The sequence below is a fragment of the Vibrio sp. 10N.247.311.51 genome, from assembly GCF_041467855.1.
Taxonomy (GTDB): domain Bacteria; phylum Pseudomonadota; class Gammaproteobacteria; order Enterobacterales; family Vibrionaceae; genus Vibrio; species Vibrio coralliirubri.
The window spans coordinates 76,874-97,745 of sequence record NZ_JBFSVK010000007.1 but is presented as its reverse complement, the minus strand read 5'-3'; the positions used below and the strand labels follow the sequence as shown (position 1 = coordinate 97,745).

The 20,872-nt window shown below is 44.5% G+C and carries 13 protein-coding genes; 5 read left to right on the top strand and 8 right to left on the bottom strand.

The features are described from left to right. Positions 1 to 407 precede the first annotated feature (407 nt). Complete coding sequence (locus AB6E85_RS08780) at positions 408 to 698, top strand: putative quinol monooxygenase (RefSeq protein WP_372142291.1); 291 nt, start codon at positions 408 to 410, stop codon at positions 696 to 698. Between the two features lie 230 nt (positions 699 to 928). On the opposite strand, the gene manA is transcribed toward AB6E85_RS08780, so the two are convergent. The 4 genes from manA to mngA all read right to left on the bottom strand — a co-directional run bounded on the left by manA (position 929) and on the right by mngA (position 8,156). After that, on the bottom strand, positions 929 to 2,116 hold the full coding sequence (gene manA, locus AB6E85_RS08775; RefSeq protein WP_372142289.1) for a mannose-6-phosphate isomerase, class I: 1,188 nt from the start codon (positions 2,114 to 2,116) through the stop codon (positions 929 to 931). Between the two features lie 2 nt (positions 2,117 to 2,118). Further along, the gene (locus AB6E85_RS08770) at positions 2,119 to 3,285 is read right to left on the bottom strand and encodes a glycerate kinase (RefSeq protein WP_372142288.1); all 1,167 of its coding nucleotides are present in this window, start codon (positions 3,283 to 3,285) and stop codon (positions 2,119 to 2,121) included. Between the two features lie 45 nt (positions 3,286 to 3,330). After that, positions 3,331 to 5,985, bottom strand: a complete 2,655-nt coding sequence (gene mngB / locus AB6E85_RS08765; RefSeq protein WP_372142286.1) for a mannosylglycerate hydrolase — start codon at positions 5,983 to 5,985, stop codon at positions 3,331 to 3,333. Positions 5,986 to 6,221: 236 nt separating this feature from the next. Beyond that, positions 6,222 to 8,156, bottom strand: a complete 1,935-nt coding sequence (gene mngA, locus AB6E85_RS08760; RefSeq protein ID WP_061030865.1) for a PTS 2-O-a-mannosyl-D-glycerate transporter subunit IIABC — start codon at positions 8,154 to 8,156, stop codon at positions 6,222 to 6,224. 317 nt (positions 8,157 to 8,473) lie between these two features. Between mngA and AB6E85_RS08755 the strand changes: the two genes are divergently transcribed. The 4 genes from AB6E85_RS08755 to AB6E85_RS08740 all read left to right on the top strand — a co-directional run bounded on the left by AB6E85_RS08755 (position 8,474) and on the right by AB6E85_RS08740 (position 12,410). Then, positions 8,474 to 9,190: a GntR family transcriptional regulator gene (locus tag AB6E85_RS08755; protein WP_050651687.1), complete on the top strand. Its 717-nt coding sequence runs from the start codon at positions 8,474 to 8,476 to the stop codon at positions 9,188 to 9,190. Between the two features lie 232 nt (positions 9,191 to 9,422). Continuing rightward, positions 9,423 to 10,319, top strand: a complete 897-nt coding sequence (locus AB6E85_RS08750) for a hypothetical protein (protein WP_372142284.1) — start codon at positions 9,423 to 9,425, stop codon at positions 10,317 to 10,319. Positions 10,320 to 10,510: 191 nt separating this feature from the next. Beyond that, positions 10,511 to 11,263, top strand: a complete 753-nt coding sequence (locus AB6E85_RS08745; protein WP_333912743.1) for a DUF481 domain-containing protein — start codon at positions 10,511 to 10,513, stop codon at positions 11,261 to 11,263. 235 nt (positions 11,264 to 11,498) lie between these two features. Then, positions 11,499 to 12,410: a 2OG-Fe(II) oxygenase gene (locus tag AB6E85_RS08740; protein WP_372142282.1), complete on the top strand. Its 912-nt coding sequence runs from the start codon at positions 11,499 to 11,501 to the stop codon at positions 12,408 to 12,410. 96 nt (positions 12,411 to 12,506) lie between these two features. Here the strand turns inward: AB6E85_RS08740 and AB6E85_RS08735 are convergent, their stop codons facing one another. The 4 genes from AB6E85_RS08735 to AB6E85_RS08720 form a co-directional block, all read right to left on the bottom strand. After that, the gene (locus AB6E85_RS08735) at positions 12,507 to 15,584 is read right to left on the bottom strand and encodes an efflux RND transporter permease subunit (protein WP_372142280.1); all 3,078 of its coding nucleotides are present in this window, start codon (positions 15,582 to 15,584) and stop codon (positions 12,507 to 12,509) included. After that, on the bottom strand, positions 15,571 to 16,908 hold the full coding sequence (locus tag AB6E85_RS08730; protein WP_372142278.1) for an efflux RND transporter periplasmic adaptor subunit: 1,338 nt from the start codon (positions 16,906 to 16,908) through the stop codon (positions 15,571 to 15,573). Before AB6E85_RS08730 ends, AB6E85_RS08735 begins: the two co-directional genes overlap by 14 nt. A gap of 194 nt (positions 16,909 to 17,102) precedes the next feature. Then, positions 17,103 to 18,296, bottom strand: a complete 1,194-nt coding sequence (locus tag AB6E85_RS08725) for an outer membrane protein transport protein (protein WP_372142277.1) — start codon at positions 18,294 to 18,296, stop codon at positions 17,103 to 17,105. Then, positions 18,286 to 20,544, bottom strand: a complete 2,259-nt coding sequence (locus AB6E85_RS08720) for a lipase (protein WP_372142275.1) — start codon at positions 20,542 to 20,544, stop codon at positions 18,286 to 18,288. The genes AB6E85_RS08725 and AB6E85_RS08720 overlap by 11 nt, the downstream gene beginning before the upstream one ends. Positions 20,545 to 20,872 lie beyond the last annotated feature (328 nt).

Genomic DNA, 20,872 nt, shown 5'->3' with positions numbered 1-20,872 from the left:
AGAATATTCACACCTAAATGTCGTTCTGTCGACATCAAAACAATGAGTGCGAGTTCTATATCTAGTCAAAGAATATCTTAGTGCCAAGCCTTTATGGTCATGTGAAACTGAGTAGCGGTAAAGATCATATACACGTCGGCGAAAACCAATTAGGACTACGAGTGCAACACAAAATATACCAACTTCATTTTTCTTTAGTGAACATGCTCCGGTTAAGTGTTTTCATAACTATGATCGTTACAAACTATGTGTTGTGAATTTTATTAGCTTGACTCACTCACCAACAACTTAATGTTTGTATTTTGGACGCCAAGAACCACAGTTATTGGATTTCAGAACTCTTTCTTCAATCTAAATTTATAATTACATTACTTGAACTTATCGAGTTTAAAGCGAAGGAATTGAAAATGAGCAAACTGACTATTATTGCAACGATCGTCTCTAAAGAAGACAAAACTGAGCTTGTAAAAGCTGAGATGATTAAATTGATCGATAAAACCCGTGTTGAAGACGGCTGTATTAACTACGATCTGCACCAAGATAACAGTAACCCTGCTCACTTCGTTTTTCATGAGAACTGGGAGTCTGAAGCTCATCTAGAGAAACACTTAGCGAGCCAGCATATCGCTGACTACATGGCTGCGACTGAAAACTGTATTGAAACCTTTGTACTTAATAAAATGACGCACATTGCTTAACCAGTCACTCAGTACTGATTCAATAAAAACCCAGCTCTGATCGCAGGGTTTGTCTTTTCAACAGGCTTATATTTGCTCATTCTAACAATGAAAAAACCCGCCAGAGTAGCGGGTATGGTCAATAATCATGACTGTCAAAGACAGATAGGTAACAACCATCAATCCAATATTGAGTACCACTTTACAGTGGCACTCTGACATTTCTTTTGCTGAACGCTAGCACGGGGGCACTAGTTAAAAGCACGAGCCAAAATGCCATTCCCTTGATATTGGTAAACACTTGAATTACTACTTACAAAGACCGATTCTCCGGGCTTAAGAGAAACTGTACGACCTTCTGAGGTGACGGTCGCCTCTCCTTCCACACAGAACAATATCTCCGCACTACGTAAATACTGTGACTTGCTCTCATCAGTCGCAGACAAGATATCAAAGCCAAAGTCATCCACCGGAATCGGATAGCTCATCTTGCCCTCTTTCAATACAGGCTTAAGACGAATATCTTCTGGCTTAATCGGTTCAAAGATCGTGTTATCGATAAGCTCAGGGACATCGATATATTTGGGTGTGAGACCGGCACGCAGCACATTGTCTGAGTTTGCCATGATCTCCAAGCCTGTGCCTTGAACATAAGCATGTGGGGTTTCTGCGAATAGGAACATCGCTTCACCGGGCGCCAGCTCTACTGTGTTAAGCATCAACGGGGCGAACAAACCAATATCACCCGGATAATGCTGTTTGAACTCAATGCTGTATTGAAGAGCTTCACGCCCCATAACCGTTTTTGCTGGTCGCGCATGTGCAGCATAAAGCTCATTAAGCGCAGACGCTTTGCGGCCACCTTCAAGAGACATAATGGCGCTAAAGAACGACTTCAGAGAATCACTGTCGGCATTGGCTTTTAGTACATTAAGTTCAATCGCTAACGAAGGAATATCCGCTTCTTCGAACAAAGCAATAATATCTACGATTGGACGAAAGCCATTCATCGCTTTGTAAAAGGTCAACGCATAAACCAACTCAGGTTTATGATTTGGATCTTTGTAGTTACGATTAGACGCATTCAAAGGGATGCCAAGTGCATTCTCTCGCTCAAAACCTAATTCTGATTTTCGCTTGTTCGGGTGAACCTGAATTGATAATGGTGTTTCAGCGGCCAACACCTTAAACAGGAAAGGTAATTCACCAAAACGTGCCGCCGTGTACCCGCCTAAGACATCGATTTTGTTTTCATCAATCATGTGAGAAAGCGACTCACCGGTATCACCTACTTTTGAGCAACCATTAGGATGAGCACCCATCCAAATTTCTGCTTGCGGTTCTTGGTTTGGGTTCACAATACCAAACAGTTGGTTGATGGAGTCTTTGCTTCCCCATGCGTAGTTTTGAATAACGTTGTCGAGTTTAAATAGAGACATAATTACTTCTCATTAAAAATCTGGCTGCCAAGCTTGAGCGTGGCGGCGATATTACGGGCAGTGCGAGTCAGGTTTTGATTCGCTTCTGATAAAACTTGATCTAAAGACTGAGGTGAACGTACGGTTCCAAATAAGCTAGACATTGAACCGTAAAGCTTTTCAACGTCTTGCCCCAAAGAGCCCGCAATTCCAATGGTTGGAATACTCAACTTTTGAGCTCGCTGAGCGATGCCGAAAGGTGTTTTACCTTGCAGGGTTTGGTTATCCATCTGTCCCTCTCCGGTCACGACCAGTGAAGCACCTTCAAGAACCTTATCTGCATCCAAAGCATCTAATACCATCTCAATACCCGCTTTAATTTGGATATTGAATGCAAGACTTAACCCCAGAGGTGTGCCACCAGCAGCACCAAAACCAGCTGTGTCGCGATGATTGGTACCCGTATGTGTTTGAGCGATATCGGCAAAGTGACCGATCGCAGTATCAAGTTGTTCAACTTGAACTTTTGATGATCCCTTCTGCGGACCAAACACGGCACTGGCTCCGCTTTCACCACATAGAGGATTATTCACATCACATGCGACAACGAACGTCACTTCGTTGCATCTCGGGTGCAGTCCATCAAGATCGATACTTGCTAATTGACTTAGTGCAGCACCGCCACCAGATAGCTCGTTGCCTTGCTTGTCTAATAGCTTGCCTCCCAACGCCTGTAAGATGCCAGCACCCGCGTCATTGGTCGCACTACCGCCCAAGCCGATAATGATTTGTTCCACGCCTTTATCTAGCGCATCTCTCATCAGCAACCCTGTTCCGTAAGATGATGCTGTAAGAGGTGATCTTTCTTCTACGGTTAATCGGTCTAAACCCGACGCTTGGGCAAACTCTACCAAGGCAGTGTTTACGCTTTTGCCATCAACCTGTTGTACAAGTAAAGCCCAATAAGCCGTACATTCGCGACCGATTGGATCCGTCGTTTGCAGCCCTTGCTTCTTACCATTGAGCGCTTCTAGCAACACGTCTACTGTGCCTTCACCGCCATCGGCGAGTGGCATTTTCACAAACTCTGCGTGAGGAAAAACGTCAGCAAATCCACGCTCAATACAAGACGCAACTTGGTGAGCGTCGAGTGATTCTTTAAATGAATCGGGGGCAATTACAATTTTCATTGTCGTTCACCATTCCCGCCCACCAAGGTGAGCGGGTGATTGAAATTAGAATTTGATTTGGAATGTTTTTGCTTGGCAAGAAGCTAGTTCACCAAAAGACAAGTCACCAAAGGTTTCAGTTGCTACATCACCTTCACGAACGCGTTCGTCCATGCTTGTTTCTTTCCAGCTTGAAACAGTTTGAGTGAAAGAGATTGAATCCGATACTGAACCTGTTTCTGCCGGGTTGTAGACACGCATGATCAACGCATCTTCATCTTCCGCTTTCTTTAGCACACTCAGCACAGCGCCTGATTGTTGCTTCGATAGCAAGCTGAAGCTCATTGGTAGGTTTTTCTCGCCCACGTTTAGCTTCATCGCGTTGTAAGGGATCTTGTTGTAACATTCGATTTGAGTGACATTGTCACGTGCTTGCGCCATGATGTTCGCGTCAATGTGGTTACCAGAGAATCCACACAGCGTGAATTCACACACTAACTTGCCGCGCACTTGTGAATCTGGTGTCGGGATCTTGATACCTGAAGGACGACCCGGACGAAGCAATAGCTCTTCTTTACCTAACACGCCGATACCGCGGAATAGTGTCAGTGCGAAGGTATCTCGGTTTTCGTCACCTTGAGATGCAATCACTTCAAATTCACGTAGACCATTCGACATGATTGCGATGCCCGCGTTACCGTTTTCTAACGCAGCGAAGTTCATCAGTTGGTAAACCGGAACCGGTGCTTCTTTCCACTTCTCTTCTTCCCAAACCGCCATTGCTGGGTCATTGGTTGGTCGAGTAATACAACCGAACTGGTTATCTGCAACCACAGTTTCAGAAACGAATGGCGTTGGTACTAGCACACGTACACGATGGTCGTCGGCTTGGTTGTCTAGTTCCATGCGTACTTCGATGCGGCGAGAACCTTGTTTCAATACCACTTGGCATTGCGCTTCAACAAAACCGTTTTGACCCGTGCGTTCTTCACGCTCTGTAAGGTTTGCTGGCACCTTCATGCGGAAAGCGATGTTCGCTACCGATTGGAACCCTTGGTGGTCAATTGACGTTTCTACCGGGAATTCGTCTGAGTACAGTAACCATTCTTGACGAGATGGAGAGTAATCGTACTCATCGCCGTCATCAGAACCATCTTCCAAACGAAGTACTTGGTCGAACACTTGCGCTGTCTCTTTATCGAAAATAGTCAGAGTACCGTTGTCGTTTACATTGATTCGGTAGTACTCGTTCTCTAGTAAGTAGTCTTTTTGTTCTGCAACTTTTGCTGCGCCCTTCTCGTTACCTTGGATATGTAACGTGGTGAAGCCCATCGCTGGCACAGTGCGTTTGATTTGAATATCAAACTCCATGAACGGGTCGTAGTTACCGTAGTGAACGATTTGACGGTCTACTTTGCCTGGGTCAATTTGGCGCTTGTCTTGGATGAAGTACGCAACTGGGTTTTCGTTTTCATCAAAGATAGAGAACTCTTGAGCACGGATAGTGATCGTCGTGTTAACCACTTCTTCACGCTCGTATGGTGAAAGGTTAAACATCGCTAGTTTGTCGCAACCTCCGTGATCCGGCATATGGTCAACAATCTTACGCTTGTAGAAATGAATCAGGTTGGTCGCCATATCGTCCGCAAGGATGTAGCGGTTTAGGATCTCAGCATGAACCTTGTCTGAACAGCAGCAGCCAATCGAGTCGTGAGCGTGGTTCTTCATGCTCTCTTTCCACATTTTCTCGATCAAACCGTGGTGGTATTCAAAGCCTAATGTCCAAGCGATAGACGCTAGCGGTTCTAAGATATTTACAATCTTGTTTTCGATTTCTGCGTGGATCAGTTTGATATCCATACGCGTAGAAGAGATCGTACGGTGAACACGCATGTATTTACCGTCGTTGAACTCGCCTTTGATTGTGTCGAGTTGGTCGCGCGCCGCTTCTACTTTCTCGAACACTTCTTCGTAACGGCTCATTGAGAATTCACGATCTGGGTAGATTTCGCGAAGCTTGTCCATTACTTCAAAGATGTCTTTTTGAATCGGCATTTGGTCGTGGCCGTTCGGTAGCAAGATATCTTTAGTCACCGATGGCTTTTCTAGTACTGGGAAGTACTTATCTAAACGAGCACGCAAGCCTTCTTCGTCTTGTGGAAGGTATTTACCAATTGCGTAACCCAGCGGAAGCACTTGTGCCGTCACTTCACTGCCGTCGTTTGATTGCCATAAGAATTCTGTTTTGTTGGTGCCATGACGCTCTGAACAACCACGCCAGAACATTGCACGCGTGATGTCGAAGCCGTTGTAGATCATTGGTAGCTGTGAGCTCATGCTGAATGAATCTGGTAGATAACCAATCTTCATTGCATCACCAAACTTCATGCAGTCACGAATACCATACATCATGTTACGTACAATTGACTCACCAGAAACTTGCATTGTGTCGGTTTGAGAATACCAAGGGCCAATAATAAGCTTGCCCGCTTCAACCAATGCTTTTACGCGCTCTGTGTTTTCTGGTTTGATTGCGAAGTAATCTTCTAGAACGGCGGTTTGACCATCTAGAACGTAGTATTTGTATTCTGGATCGCTCTCCAGACGGTTCATGATTTCTTCCATGTTGTTCACAAGAAGAATGCGAGACTCTTCAGTTGTGAAATACCATTCACGATCCCAGTGCATGTGAGGAGTAATATGTACGCGTGATGTAGTCATAATCATTTACCTTAATGTGTCGCTTCGAGTAAAACTAAAGTTCGAACCCAAATACGACTAAATTAAATTTTTTCAAGGGGTTAAAATTGGCTGCCACTAAATTTAGGGTGCAGAAAACCACGCCCAGAATCTGTGTGAATAAAACCGTTAGGAGCACAGGTATTTAGGACAGCCAGTTGTTTGTTATTTTTTATATATTGATTTCGCAGTGAGTTAGGAGCTAACTCAAAATTCAGTTAGTTCTGTGTTGCAGCACTTGCTTCAAACTTACCCTTTTTTACAGCGTGACCACGCCACATCAGAAGAGTAATGGTTGAAATCACTGTGCCGACAATCGCAGCACCGAACCAGATTGCCGCAGCAGAGAATGCGCCCAAACCAGAATCGTGTAACAAGAAGATAGAGAAGATACCTGCGCCCGGAGTCGATAGACCAATACCTGCCGCACCAACCATCGCGCCTGTCACTACAGAGCCTAGTAGGAACGAACCGATTACACGGATTGGATCTTCAATCGCCATTGGGATTGCACCTTCGGTAATACCCGCTAAGCCAAGTAGCCAAGTTGATTTACCCGTTTCAATCTCAAAGTCTTTGAACAAGCGCGGAGCGATCATGGTTGAAGCCGTTACGGTGAACGCTGATACCATTTTCACTGAACCGAAGATTGCGTATGGGCCATAAACACCGTTCGCCATTGCACCTAAACAGAATGCGTAAGCGGCTTTGTTTACCGGACCACCCAAGTCGAATGATACAAACAGACCAAGAATCGCACCCAATAACAGCGCATTGGTGCCTGACATACCGTTCAACCAATCCGTCAGACCTTGGTTTAGGAACGCAACAGGTTTACCGATAACAAACAGCATCAAGCTACCCGCTACCAAAGTACCAATCACAGGGTAAAGGTAGAAAGTAAGGAAACCGTTAAACGCAGGACCTAAGCGAACATGCTCTTTTACCCAACGCATTACGTAACCCGCGATCAAACCACCAACAACACCGCCTAGGAAACCAGAACCAATGATGTTTGCTGCAATACCCGCGGCAAAACCAGGACCGAGTGCCGGTTTGTCGGCTAATGAGTAAGCTGTGTAAGCTGCCAGTACAGGCACCATCAATGTACCCAGTAGGCCGCCACCTAGTTTGCGATACATCCATAGCCAAGAATCTTTTGTTGCGTAGAGCTCTTGCAGGTCAAAAATTTGCGCGATAAGAACAGCAACCGCAAGCACAGTACCACCAGCAACGATAAGAGGAACCGCATAAGAAATACCAGAAAGCAGTGCTTGTTTGAGCTCTGTTTTCAGTGGCACTTTCTTAGGTTTGTCATCAGTAGCAACTTTACGCTCTGCACCGTTACCTTTTTTCGACTCTTCAATTGCTTCGTTTAGAATGCGTTCACCGTGTTTAATCGGTTCTGCAACTGGCGTTTCTACACGAGGAATGCCGTTAAAGCGCTCAGATTCTTTAATCGCAACTTCAGCAGCAAATACACAAGCCACTGCATTGTTTAATTGCTCAGCCGTTAAGCGATCTTCAATACCGTTTGCGCCCTGTTTTTCAACATGCACGTTATAGCCAAGCTTTTTGCCCGCCTTTTCAAGATATTCTGCCGCCATATAAGTATGAGCAATGCCTGCAGGGCAAGCCGTCACACATACAATTGTCGGTGCATTTGTATCTAAGTTGTCTTGTTTTTCATCTTGTTGATTGTCGCCATCAAGAAGCGCAAAGATTTCTTCAGCCGTTGTCGCTTTTAATACCGCTTCGCGAACATCGTCATCAACCAATGTAGTTGTCAGTGCAGTGAGCAGATGCATGTGGGTAGAACCCGCTTCTGCATTTGGAATCGCAATTAGGAAGATTAGATTTACATCTTCGTCTTCATCCAAGCCTTTCCATTTCATGTCTTCTTTCAATGTTGCTACAGCGAAACCAGCTTCTTTCACCGCGTCAGTCTTGCCATGCGGTACTGCTAGCCCTTCGCCAAGCGCTGTCGGGCCTTGCTCTTCACGAGCAAATACTGCATCAAGGTACTCTTGCTTGTTATGCAGTTTGCCTTGCTGATCCAGTTGGTCAGCAAGTGCGTAAATCGCTTCTTCTCGACTGCTAAACGTAGTTTGCAGATTTATGAGCGACTTATTCGTTAGAGTAGTAAGTTTCATAACCTTTGTCCCATAGTCACGGATTAGTACGACAGTCGTCCCTGTCGACGAGAAGAATAATACAACTTCAAGACATTTAATCCGTGATCACGATCTCACCAATACATATTTGTATTTAATTTGTATTTAAATCGTATTGGCAAATCCTTTAAGAAAGCTTGTTATGTATCGTTTAATTTGTATTATATGTACTACAAAACGCCGATACGACGCTCACACTAACCTTTAAAGCAAGGCTTATATAGAGCAAATTTACGTATTTAAGGTACAGGTTGTTAATCAAAGTCTAGTTGTCCTAGCGCACAAATGAGGCAAAAATGGCAAGACTCCCTATGTATCGCCAAATCGCCGATGCAATAAGAGAAAAGATCAGTTCTGGAGAATATAAAGTTGGAGAAGCACTCCCAACAGAAGCGCAATTGCGTGAAGTATTCTCGGTAAGCCGTGTAACGGTTAGACAGGCGCTGAAACTACTGATCGAAAACGATGAGCTTGAAAGCGTTCAAGGCAGCGGCACTTACGTCAAAGAGAACAAGATCAATTACGACATCTACAAACAGTCGAGCTTTCAAGAAAAGTGGGCGCATTTGGATGTGGTTACACACAGTGAAGTTCTGGCCTTCGAAATGAAGCCGTGTTCTTTGGCGATGTCTGAACATTTAGATATCAAAGAAGGCGAATTGGTTTTCTACGTAAAACGTGTTCGTTTCATAGACAACAATCCAATCACGGTTGAAGAAACTTGGTTACCTGTTGCCCTATTCCCAGATCTCACCTATCAAGTGATGCAGACATCAAAATACGACTTTATTGAGAACACCAAAGGCATGGTGATTGATCGAAGTGAGCAGGAATTGGTACCGATTCTTCCGCCTGTAGACGTTGCTAAACAGTTAGGCATTGACCCAGCTCAGCCTATCATTGAAAAACGTACTCGCGGTTACCTCGCCAATAACACGGTATTTGAATACAGCCGAAACTACTTCACGTCTAACGATTACCGATTTACTTTGGTCGCAAGACGCCAGAGGTAATACTCTTCAACGAGTTTCTATAATAGCAAAATGACCAACACAGAGAGCGCCTTGCTCTCTGTGTTTCTATGCTGTTATCTCAATCGTAAACCCAACTTTCCTCCCCAAATATTCCTAAACCAATATCAAGTAACCTCACGAAAGATCATTCACATTCATTTAAATACTGTTCTGGCGCTTTGACCATAAACTAAGCGCCAAATTACAAGAACAACAGTCGACAGGAATGTAGATGAATACCAAACAACTTGAGGACGCTGTAAGTGAAGTGAGCTTATTCAATCAGCACCTCCACTTAATCCAATCCGTGCATACCATTCCGACCCCAAAAATGAATTGGGAGTCGATTGCGATGGAACCTGCACCGGCAATGCCAACGGTTCGATTCGATCATAAAGTCAAAGCCATGGAAGCTCTCGATGAGTACAAACCTAACTGGCTAGATATTCTGCTAGGCAACAAGTCGAAGTTGTACACCCTCACCAATAATATCGAGCGTGCCGCCGAACAAGACATCGAGCAATATAAGACAGAGTTTGTACATTGGGTTCAAAGCTACAGCTACTGGGCCAAGGGCAATCAATTATCGAAAGGTATATTAAACAACGATAGTGAAGCAAAACTATCAGCCCTTTCCGAAGCTCAACAGAACTCGATTAACGCCGCGGTAGTCGACACTAAGCTGATTAACCATAACTTCAATACCTATAAGAATGGTCACCTGCTAGAAATCAACATTCAGGTTAATAAGCACAACGTGATCCCTAAAGAAAAAAAGGTATTGTGCCAAGGAGAAGTGAAGCTTGAAACGATGTCTCTTTCTGAAAGCAATGCCTTATATCGAGAGTATGTCTGCAGCTGTATTCTTAAGTGCGCGCAAGATGCTTTCAATGTGTTACCCGAGACGAGCGTTGTGATCAATGTTGAACAGATTTCAGCTGATCAATCGAGCGAAACCATCGTTTCATGCCATGTCGAACAAGGGCTACTCGAGTTCTTGTTAATCGAAGACGATAAACCCTCTGAGATACTTGAATTCTTTGTCCACATTGAAGATTTCAATCCTCATCGAGGTAACGGTTTCTCAGCGATAAAAACGATTTTTTCGCCTTTGCCTATGGCGTCATAACTCACACGCATTTTCGATTCAATCATTGACGACTCTTCACGACTAGCCTTGCGTTCGTCGTGTTCAATCACCTTATATACCAAACCATTATGTCGACACACGCTATCTCACAAACAACGCGCCCATTAACCAACACAGTTTCATACACACGCTCCCTAGCAAAGCTACCTTTAGTTCTCATCGCTTTCTCTATGCCTGTATTTGGAGAAGAGGTTGAAGAAGTGGTACTCGAGGACGACATCGTATTAAGCGAACGTTCTGAGGTACAAGAAGAAGCTGAAGAATCCCCTTTTACGACCCTGACCAAGCTCGGGTTTATATACTCGCAAAACACCAGCTCATCCTTGTCGATCAACTCTGGAATCTCTGTTGGTTACAAAAAAGAGAACTGGGGCCAACGAGTTCAGTTTGATACCTACTATACCGATGCTGAAAACGATGAAGACGGTACCAATCGCTATACCACCAACTATGGCATCAGCTATGACTTGAACGAAGTCACCTATTTGGTCGCGACAACCCGTTTTGAACACGACCACTTTGGTACTTATCGTAAGCAATTTATAACGGCTACAGGATTGGGTCGCCACTTTTATGATACTGAAAGAATCAAACTTCAAGGCTCCGCTGGCCCGGGTTACCGAATCAGTAAACGCCAATCCTCCGATGAAGAGTTCCCGAACAAAGAGAACTATGAGCTGATCGTCAATGCCAGTGTTGATGGCTCTCTGACGCTCACAGAAACGTTTTCTATGGGGGCAACGGCTAACATGGCTTACGGTGAAGAGAACACCAATTACAACCTCAAAGGCTATCTAAAGAACATCTTAATGGGTAATTTGGCGCTGACTTTTGATACCGAATACATCTACAACACCACTGTTGCATCAGACCAAAGTAACGCCGAAATCTACAGCTCAATGAATCTAAACTACGATTTCTAAATAACGCTTCCCCCATCGAACATGCAAAAGGATTTGCATGATCGTCTAAGCTTCTCCATCACTCCGTAATTTGTTCGTCACTAACTATTCCTGACGCTTATTTACTTAAGCAGAACCGCTAAGCCGCTATTTGATTATATAGAAAACGTTAATTCTGTTTTGCCCAGCGCCCCGTTTATCTACAAACCTTGGTGTAATAGATTGGTCGCAAGCAAACAAAAGGAGCGAACACATTATGTTATCTAATCAACTAGAGCGCGCACGCGCCATCGATTTACCGACACGAGAAGCGATGCTTCAACGAGCTCCTTCTGTACAACAGTTTTGGGACAACAATAAGGGCTTGTTCAGCGAGGCTTGGAAAGAATGGGAAGCAAGTGCGGAAGGCAGCCAATTGGATTTCGATGATTCGCTGTTAGATGCTCGCCTTCGTGAGACTGTTAGAGAAGCTTGGCAAGATCCAACGAAAGAAATCGCGGTAAAAGACTTACTCGAAGAGATCTCTCCTGGGGTGTTTAAGTTTCAGTTCTTTGATGCTGAACGTCTTGCTGAATTGCGTGATTACTTGGAAGCGGTCTCTAACGCTCAAATTCCGCTGCGCCCACCATACGGCATAGTGCTTAACCGCGGTGGAGCAATGTTAGACAGCCGATCTGAAGGTTATTTAGCCGCGCCAAGTTTCCAAGCGTTTTACCGAGATTTACTCGACAGTTACATGCGCCCTATCGCTCGCTTATTGTTCCCTGAAATCATGGGTTACGATACGCAAACTTTTGGGTTCTCGATTCAGTATCAAGCGAACAAAGATACGTCTTTACGCTTGCATACTGATGCGTCTTCGGTCACGCTCAACATTAACGTAAATATGCCAGATGAAGGGTTTTCAGGCTCAGAACTTAACTTTTATGACCCAGCTACGGGTAAGATGAACGAAACGACATTCACGCCCGGTGTCGCTATGATTCATCGAGGAAACGTTGCCCATGCGGCGCTGCCGATAACAAGTGGTGAACGTTCGAACTTGGTATTGTGGTTGTATGGCGACCGTGGACAAATACCACACCACAACTCGGTACTAGAGCCTATCGATGCGCATCAACGCTGGACAGTACCAACAGTGGTACATGACAATTTTGCTCCGTTCTAGGCAATTGAGATAATAAATACAAAACGCGCCTACCATGGTTCATGGTTGGCGCATTTTAGTTTTCACTTCAATTGACTGGTCAATCTACATGGCGAGTTATGCGGGTTTCGTTCTCAATCGAGTCAATATATCCATCTGTTTTAGATTCGCCATGCCAACGTAAGCCACTGGCACTAAGAACAGTGAGAAGAAGGTTCCGGCTGTCAAACCGCCGACTAACACCAAACCAATATTGATTCGACCTAAGGAACCCGGGCCATCCGCCAATGCCAATGGCAATGAACCGAGGATCATCGTCAGTGAGGTCATCAAGATTGGACGCAGCCTTGAACGTGCACTGCTGATCGCCGCTTCTTTTGCACTCATGCCAGATTTACGTTTCTCGTTGGCAAACTCCACCAGCAAAATACCGTGTTTGGTCACTAGGCCAACCAATGTCAGTAGCCCGATCTTCGAATAAATATTGAGACTTTGACCAAATACCGACAGCGTCAAAATCGCACCCACGATACACAATGGAACCGTCAGCAAGATAATCATTGGGTCGACAAAGCTTTCAAACTGCGCGGCCAATATCAAGAAGATGAAAATCAACGCTAATACGAACAACACTTGTGCGCCCGCTTTTGAATCAACTAAGTCTTTTACAATACCATTGAACTCGTAGCTCTGAGCAGGTTTCAACAGGCTTGGTACCGTGTCATCAATGTATGCCTTCACGTTGCTCGCCGTATATCCGGGCATCAAGTCCGCGGTGATTTCAGCGCTGTCTTTACCCATGAACGTCTTGAAGTTAGATTCCGATGTCACTTGTTTGATTGATACAAACTGAGACAAAGGAAGCCTTTGACCCGACTGTGAATCCACATACAGCTTATCGAGCACCTTGAAATCACCAAGGTCACTTCGGTTCACTTGAACTTGAATTGGGTATGTATATCCGTCGTCCGCTTGCAAATCTGCGGCTTTAACAGAACCAAGGAACGTCGATAACGCATTGGTTACGTTACCGTAATCAACACCAGACAATACAATCGCATTGCGGTCAATCGATAAGTCATAACGTAACTGGTCACGCAACATCGAGTTCTTAATGTTGGTCACACCCTCGTAATCCTCAAGCGCCTTAACGACTTCGTTCGCGGTTTCAGACAGCACAGTGGTATCACGGTTAACCGTCGTCAGTTCAAGGATCATGTTGGTAGCGATGTTCAAGTTATCTGCTGAGCGAACCTTGAAAGACATGCCGTAGGCAGAGACTGAATTTTGTGCCTTAGCGATAAATTCGTTTACCAATTCATCCGCTGACTGGTCACGTTCACCCCAAGGTTTCAAAAGAACGTGATTGGTCGGTGTACCTTCAATGTAAGATAGGTTCGCTTCTACTGAACTATCACCTTTGAACACACTGTTAAGTTGCTCGTTGTTATCCAGATGATACTGACGGCCAACACCTGTTGGTGGTGTAGACGTCACCTCAACAAAACCGGTATCTTCGGTTGGAAGCAACACTTGAGGCATTTTCCAAACCGCTAAGGCCGACAAACCGATCAGCACTAAAGCAATACCACTCATCAGAGCCTTGCGATCAAACCATTTGCCTAACTCTTTGGTGTATAAATCCGATAACACATTCAGTTTCGCATCAACCTTTTGATACCACTTGGCCGGGGTTGATACTGGCTTCATCAAGTAAGCACTCATCATTGGTGAGAGTGTTAACGCCACAAATCCAGAGATGATCACAGCTGCTGCAAGTGTGAACGCGAACTGCCTGAATAGATCTGCGGTTAAGCCAGCCATCAAGCCAATTGGTAAGTAAACAACCGCCAAAGTCAGCGTCATCGCAATCACTGGGAAGACGATCTCTCGACACCCTTTAATTGCAGCATTGAACGGGGTTTCACCCTCTTCGATATGACGGTAACAGTTTTCAGCCACAACAATCGCGTCATCAACCACCAAACCAATGGCGAGAATGATAGCGAGAATCGTCAGTACGTTGATGCTAAACCCAAGTAAATGCATGACGGCAAATACGCCTATCACACACACCGGGATGGTGATGATCGGAATTGAAGCAACTCGAAAAGAGCCAAGGAACAGAACCACAACCGCTGAAACCAAAACTATCGCTTCAACTAAAGTCATGAAGCCTTCATCAATTGCGGTTTTAATGAAATCAGCTTGGTTGTAGACCATCTTCATCTCAATGCCTTCTGGCAACTGAGGCTGAATCACATCAATTTGCTTCTTAACTTTATTCGCAACTGTGACTGGGTTTTCACTTTTCAGTGGCAACACCTGAATCGACATTGCTAGGTTGTCATCAACACGAAGAATACTCGGCGTAAGGCTCTCCTCACCCATTTTGACTTCAGCAATATCACCTATACGAATGATCTTGCCGTTATCAACACGAACCACCAAGTCTCGCACATCATCAACGCTGGTTACTTGGTTTACTGGGTTGATGGAGAAATCTCGCACCTGCCCCTTGATGGTACCTGCGGTAAACGTTGCGTTGTATGAGCTTAATGTTCCAACTACATCGGATGCACTCATATTGAGCGCCATCATGCGATCCGGTTGCAACCAAACACGCACCGCCTTCTCGCTGCCACCATACGGCCCCCAAATGCCACCCACACCTTGGATGTGCTTAAATTGAGGCACGACTTGTTGGCTAATGTAGTCGTACATGTCTTGCTTAGACATCTTGCCAGTATTCACAAACGTGATGATGTTACTCGGCATACTGGTGTCAGAAGAGTCATCCGTTACCGTTGGCTTATCCGTCATACTCGGCGGGAAATCACCAATCGCTTCGACGCTGCTACGCAGGTTGTTCATCAAACTGGTGTATTCGACGTCATTAATGTCATCTTCAAAGATGATTTTTAGATTACACGTGCCTTCCTGACAGTCCGTCGTCATGGTTTTCACGCTGTCGAGGCCTGTTGCAGCGGTAATAAGCTTATCTGCCACATTGCGCGACATGAACTCAGCACTAGCGCCATTGATCGCAGCCGTTACCGTTGCTGACGGTGTTTTATGTTCTGGAAAGTATTGGATTGATAGCTTTTGAAACGACAAAAGCCCAAGTAAAACAATGGTGATGCTCAAAACAGACGCAAACACAGGGTGCTTGATACAAATCTCAGGAAGCTTCATTCAGGTTCTCCTTCGTTACAGCTTCCTTGTTTAATGTTTCCTTACTGTGAGCTTCCTTGCTTTGAGCTTCGTTCGATGAATCCTCAACAGTCGCGCTAGTCTCTGCTTGCTCGCTGTATTCATTGATCGCTTCATCTACACCTTTCGATGCTTCCGTCCAATCAACCGAAGGTTCAATCGGATGTGGTTCATCCACCTGTGTTACGGTCTTTTCTACTTTTGGCTCAGCGGTCTGTTGCGCGTTCTCTTTGCTTGTCGATTCCGTGATTAGCTCAACGGTTTTCTGTTCAGCATTTGGGTTCATGACCTTAACTAACGACGCTTTCTTAAGGTTCTGTTGTCCCGTCACAACGACGTTATCGCCAAGCTTCAAGCCTTTCTCTACAACAACGTAACCATCGTTAGTATTCACGCCTAATTCGACAATGCGTTGCTCGATTTTTTCACCATTCACGACCCAAACAAAACGCTCTGTATCTTTGGCTTGAACGGAGTTTTGAGAAACCACCATCTGCGTTGAATCTTCGCTCGTCATCTGACTTACTTTGGCAAACATACCCGGAACTAAGCGATGCTCTGGGTTAGTCACGTGCGCGTGTACTTCGACGCGGCCTGAGCTTTCGTCCACCGCTGGCGCAATGTAATCCACCACACCAGAAAATGCTTCATCGACAAATGCATCAACTTGGATGGAAACATTCTGCCCAAGCTTTGCATTTCCTAAATCCGACTGGCCAATAGAATACTGAACTTCGACAGGATCGAGCTTGATCAAACTGACCAACGCGGTAGCGCTATCAATCTTGCTGCCCACTGAGTGGGTAAAGTTAGTTAGCTGCCCATCAAATGGCGCGACCAATAAATAGTCATTCATCAGCGCTTCTTTCTGACGGAAATCAGCTGCGGCTAGATTCGCCTGTTCGCCCAGTTCTTCCACATCTTGTTGAGACATAGAGTCAGGTTGTTTCTTTAGTAATTCTTGTACACGCTTTAATTTCGACTTTGCTAACGCTAGGGAGCTTCTTGCTTTGTCTAAATCGGCTTTTGCTTTGGTATTGTCCAGTTGAGCGATCAGTTCGCCTTTTTTAACTGAATCTCCATCTTTGAAATGGATGTTGAGAATTTTGTCGGAGGCACTAAATGTCAATGCAGCAGAGTCCGTTGCCCTGATTTTGCCAACCTCGTTGATTGAAGAAGTGAATGCTTGTTTGTGAGCTTTTTCGATAGTCACAGGAATCAAGTTTGAGTCTTGGGCAAACGATGGAGAGATATGCAAGGCAAACAGTGCCAAACAGATTGTTTTACTAAGCTTTGTAAATTTCATTTTTAATAACCATAACCGTTGAATTCGTCTGAATTAAAACGTTTTTCTAAGCAGCTATTTCTTACTTAATGAGCTTCCAGCTATTTAAATAATGCTAAAACAGCTAATAATGAGAAAAGGGCTCAACTCACTGTCGAGCCCTGCAATTTTTATATGATTCCTAAATTTTTACGTTCTGAACTCCAAAGTAAAAGTTAAAAACGATGCTGATACTGAACACCGAGCAAGAGAGCATCGGCAGTCACATCAGCAGTTATATTGGAACTCGTTCCTGGGATCGTCGTCAGGCTTTCGTCAATATCTTGTGATTCTCCGATGATAAATCCGACACCAATATCCACAGAACTGGCAGCCGTGAAGTTATATGTTCCTCCGACCGTGAGCCAATGACGGTTAACATCAGGAATTGATAACGATGTGAGTTCGTCAGTTGGGGAAATGTCGTACATGTAACCCGCTCGTAGAACGATGTCTTTCGACATGGTGTACGTACCACCGACAGAAATATGCCCTGCGTCTTTCCATTGATACTCTTTAATTGAGTCGTCATAAGAGTCAGAAGTTAGCGAATCAAATTCAGACCAGTTCACCCACTGCAGGCTGTAGTGAAAAGCCCACTGTTCGTTGAGCTGGTGCCAACCAGAAAACTCTAGAGTGTCTGGTAGAGGTACATTCATCTTGTCGGCAGAGACACCGCCTTTCGTAATATCCCCTTCAACTTCTATATCCGGACTATATCGATAAGTAATACCAAACCTGTTGTTTTCATTAACTTGGTAAGTAGCACCTACATTGGCACCCAATCCAAAACCATCAGCATCAACATCTAGAAGGTTTTTCCTGTAAATTTCGCCTTCCCCGTAGATGACATCGAGCCCAGCACCTAAATTGATTTTCTCAGACAGCTCATAGGCAACCGCAAAACCTACATTAATACTCGATAACGCTGTTTTCCCACCAAACTCATCCGCTTCGAACGAATCATCAAACTCCACATCGGTACCGAAGTTAGAATGCACGGTGGCACCTAAGGTAAATTTAGAGCCTTGAATAGGATGAACATAGTGAAGGTTCGGAACTAATGTTCCGGCATCTAGTGATTGATCATCGAATGTTTCTGTATCCCCTTTCATCGGCGTGTAGCTCACATTAGAGACATCGATACCACTATCGATATAGATAGCGCCGACAGAGAGTGTTGGTTGCTCGATGTAAGCCATCGCAGCACTGTTCTTAGCAACAATCGCAGCGCTATCTGCCATCACTGCATCACCGGCAAATGCACGACCTAACCCCGTAGCTGACTGCGCGTTAAGTTGAAATCCAGCCGCATTAGTTAGGCAAGGAACAAGAGCAGCGGCAGTGCCCAATAAAAGTTTATTCTTCATCTTGAGGCACCTCTGTTTCGATATGATCTTCGTTATTAATGACGACTACTGCGCCGTCACTCATTACCATAGAAGCAACGGCAATTTGTTGAGTTCCCACAGCTTCACGAACGTCTGACATGTTTTCACCTGGTGTGCCCGGCAAGCCATTTTCATCAACGGGACCTTCATAGGGGAACAAATACGTACCATGTCCGCCGGTAGTTGTTCTCACGGCTCCGCGCTTTTCATCAATATTTTCTGATGTACCTGTAATTGGGTCTAAGCCAAGCGCAGTAATAAGTGGTTCAGTACCAGTACGAATGTTATCTGGCGCGGTATTCGGAATTACGCTATCTGGGACGTAATCAACACCAACGTCACAAGTCTCCCCGCAATCTCCAACGGCAGCTAACAAAAGAGTTGGTTGCTCAGCAGCAACTTGTCTCGAGATAAAGCTCGCAGGGTCAGCACTATCAACTGTTGCTTGGACCCCTTGTTTAAGGTCGGTAACAACTAAATCAAAGATGTCATTCTCTAACTGACTAACAAGCAGAGCGTTATCTGTTGAAAGTGCGACAAACTCTCTAAGTGCTTCAATGCACTGCTGATTTGTTGCCTCTACGGTACAGATATCAGGTATCACCGTTTCAGCAATGCCACGCTGAACATCAGGAGACTTCTTAACACCTTCAGACATTTCAGGGCCTAAGGTTTGAGAAGACAAAACCAAGTTGGTTAGCCCCTGCCCCGGAACAACAAAGTTCACAGTATTGAAAACAAAGTCTGAGTTAGCCGTAAGTTCTCGAGACGCTTGACTGAATTCACTGACCATCACCGACATGATTCCACCCAACGATTGTCCAATTAAGTGGACATCATCTTTTTTCACCCAAGCTTCTTGGCTTAGCGCATAACGAAGACCTAAAAAGTCAGACACTGATTGCTGAAGGTTAGAGCGCAGAGCTAAAGGGGAATCAATATTGATGAAGAACGCCTTGTCTGCTCTAGCACTAATCTCTACCCCTTTCTCTGGTCCCACACCGTCTGGATCGGTATTGTCATAGCGCATTCTTTCCCCGTGATATGGCATATCGATAGCAACAACGGCATAGCCTTTTTTTGTGTACTCGGCCGCCATCAAAGAAGCAGTGCCGCGCTCTGCAGTAACACCGTGGATAAATATCGCAGTCGGGAACCCAATAGAGGTATCTTTCGGCCTAGGCGTATCAGCATAATTAGGTAGATAGATGTCAGCTGTTATATCGAGAAATTCTATTACCTTTGGTTCTGGCATTGCTGCGGTCGGGAAACCACCTTCTTGATTAGTAATCCATTCATATAAAGGAGGACAATTTTCTTTCGGATCAAACTCATCAACAAGGCACTCGGATTCTCGAGCCTGAGTAAAAGGTAGATAAGATGGTATTCTTAACTTCTTAGAATACTGATTGTAATCCCCATTAAACTCGCGAACCGTGTCATAACCATCTAAGAATCTAGTATTAAACTTGACGTGGTTATTCCTCATTGCGTCTAGTGACGAATAAGAACTCTGAGTTTTAAATTGCGCGGCATATACAGGAATACCTTTATCTGGATATAACGCATAATATGAATCAATAGCGCTCAATACTTGCTCTTGAAGAACTTCTTCTTTTTCGTTATTTAATGGAACGTCTGAATAAATCAACTCGTCAAAGCTGGCATCTGCTTTTAAAGGCTCATTAAATTCAGTTTTTACCCCATCCGTTACTACAATCGAATAAGTACGACTCTCAGCTAAGCCTGATTCACATTGAATTTTAATATTGGAACCATCAGCGGATATTTGAGTGATAACTTCTTCGCCTGTTAGGTCATCAATTAATACAACATTCCCGGCTAAGGTTTCGTTATTGAGTGGATAACGTTTGTCAGAATTCACACTTTGAAGCGGAATTAAAATCGGTTCTGCACAAAGTCCCCAGCCGTCTAGGGCTGCGTATGAATTGTTGTAGTCCTGATAATAAGCATCATTGGTCGATGACATTGCGGCAGCGTCTTCACCGACACCGGATATTGTTCCATCGTCGTCATACCCATACCCATCGTTTGGTTTTGGTAGTTCATTAATGTTGTAGGGAACCAATACCGAAACGGCATCTTGAGTCGAGTCTTCAGACTGACAGCCGAGTAAGGCAAGCGTAATCAGTCCACATATATATGGCTTATTGAAATCTTTCAAAACAGCTCCTTCGTAGCTTTCGCATTTAACTGGTGTGGTCATGCGATTTATCGTTATTTGAGTTGCCGATTGAGTCGGAGGTAAGCTCGACTTTTTATTCGTAGAGAGCAAGGCAACACAGAGTTGGAATGACACGTTGATAAAACTACGTAAGAAATTTGAGCAATTAACCCACACCCACTAAATCAGCGTCACCCGTTAATGATCCAATAGCTACTAACGGCAAGCACCTGAAACCGCATTAAACAACCTCAAAAAGGTATATAAGGAAATCTAATTCGGCTAATAATCAAAATAAATTCAGTCACTTAAACATCAAAGACGATAAAATCAGTAAGTTTATGTTTGTTGTAAGATTTGTTATATTTAG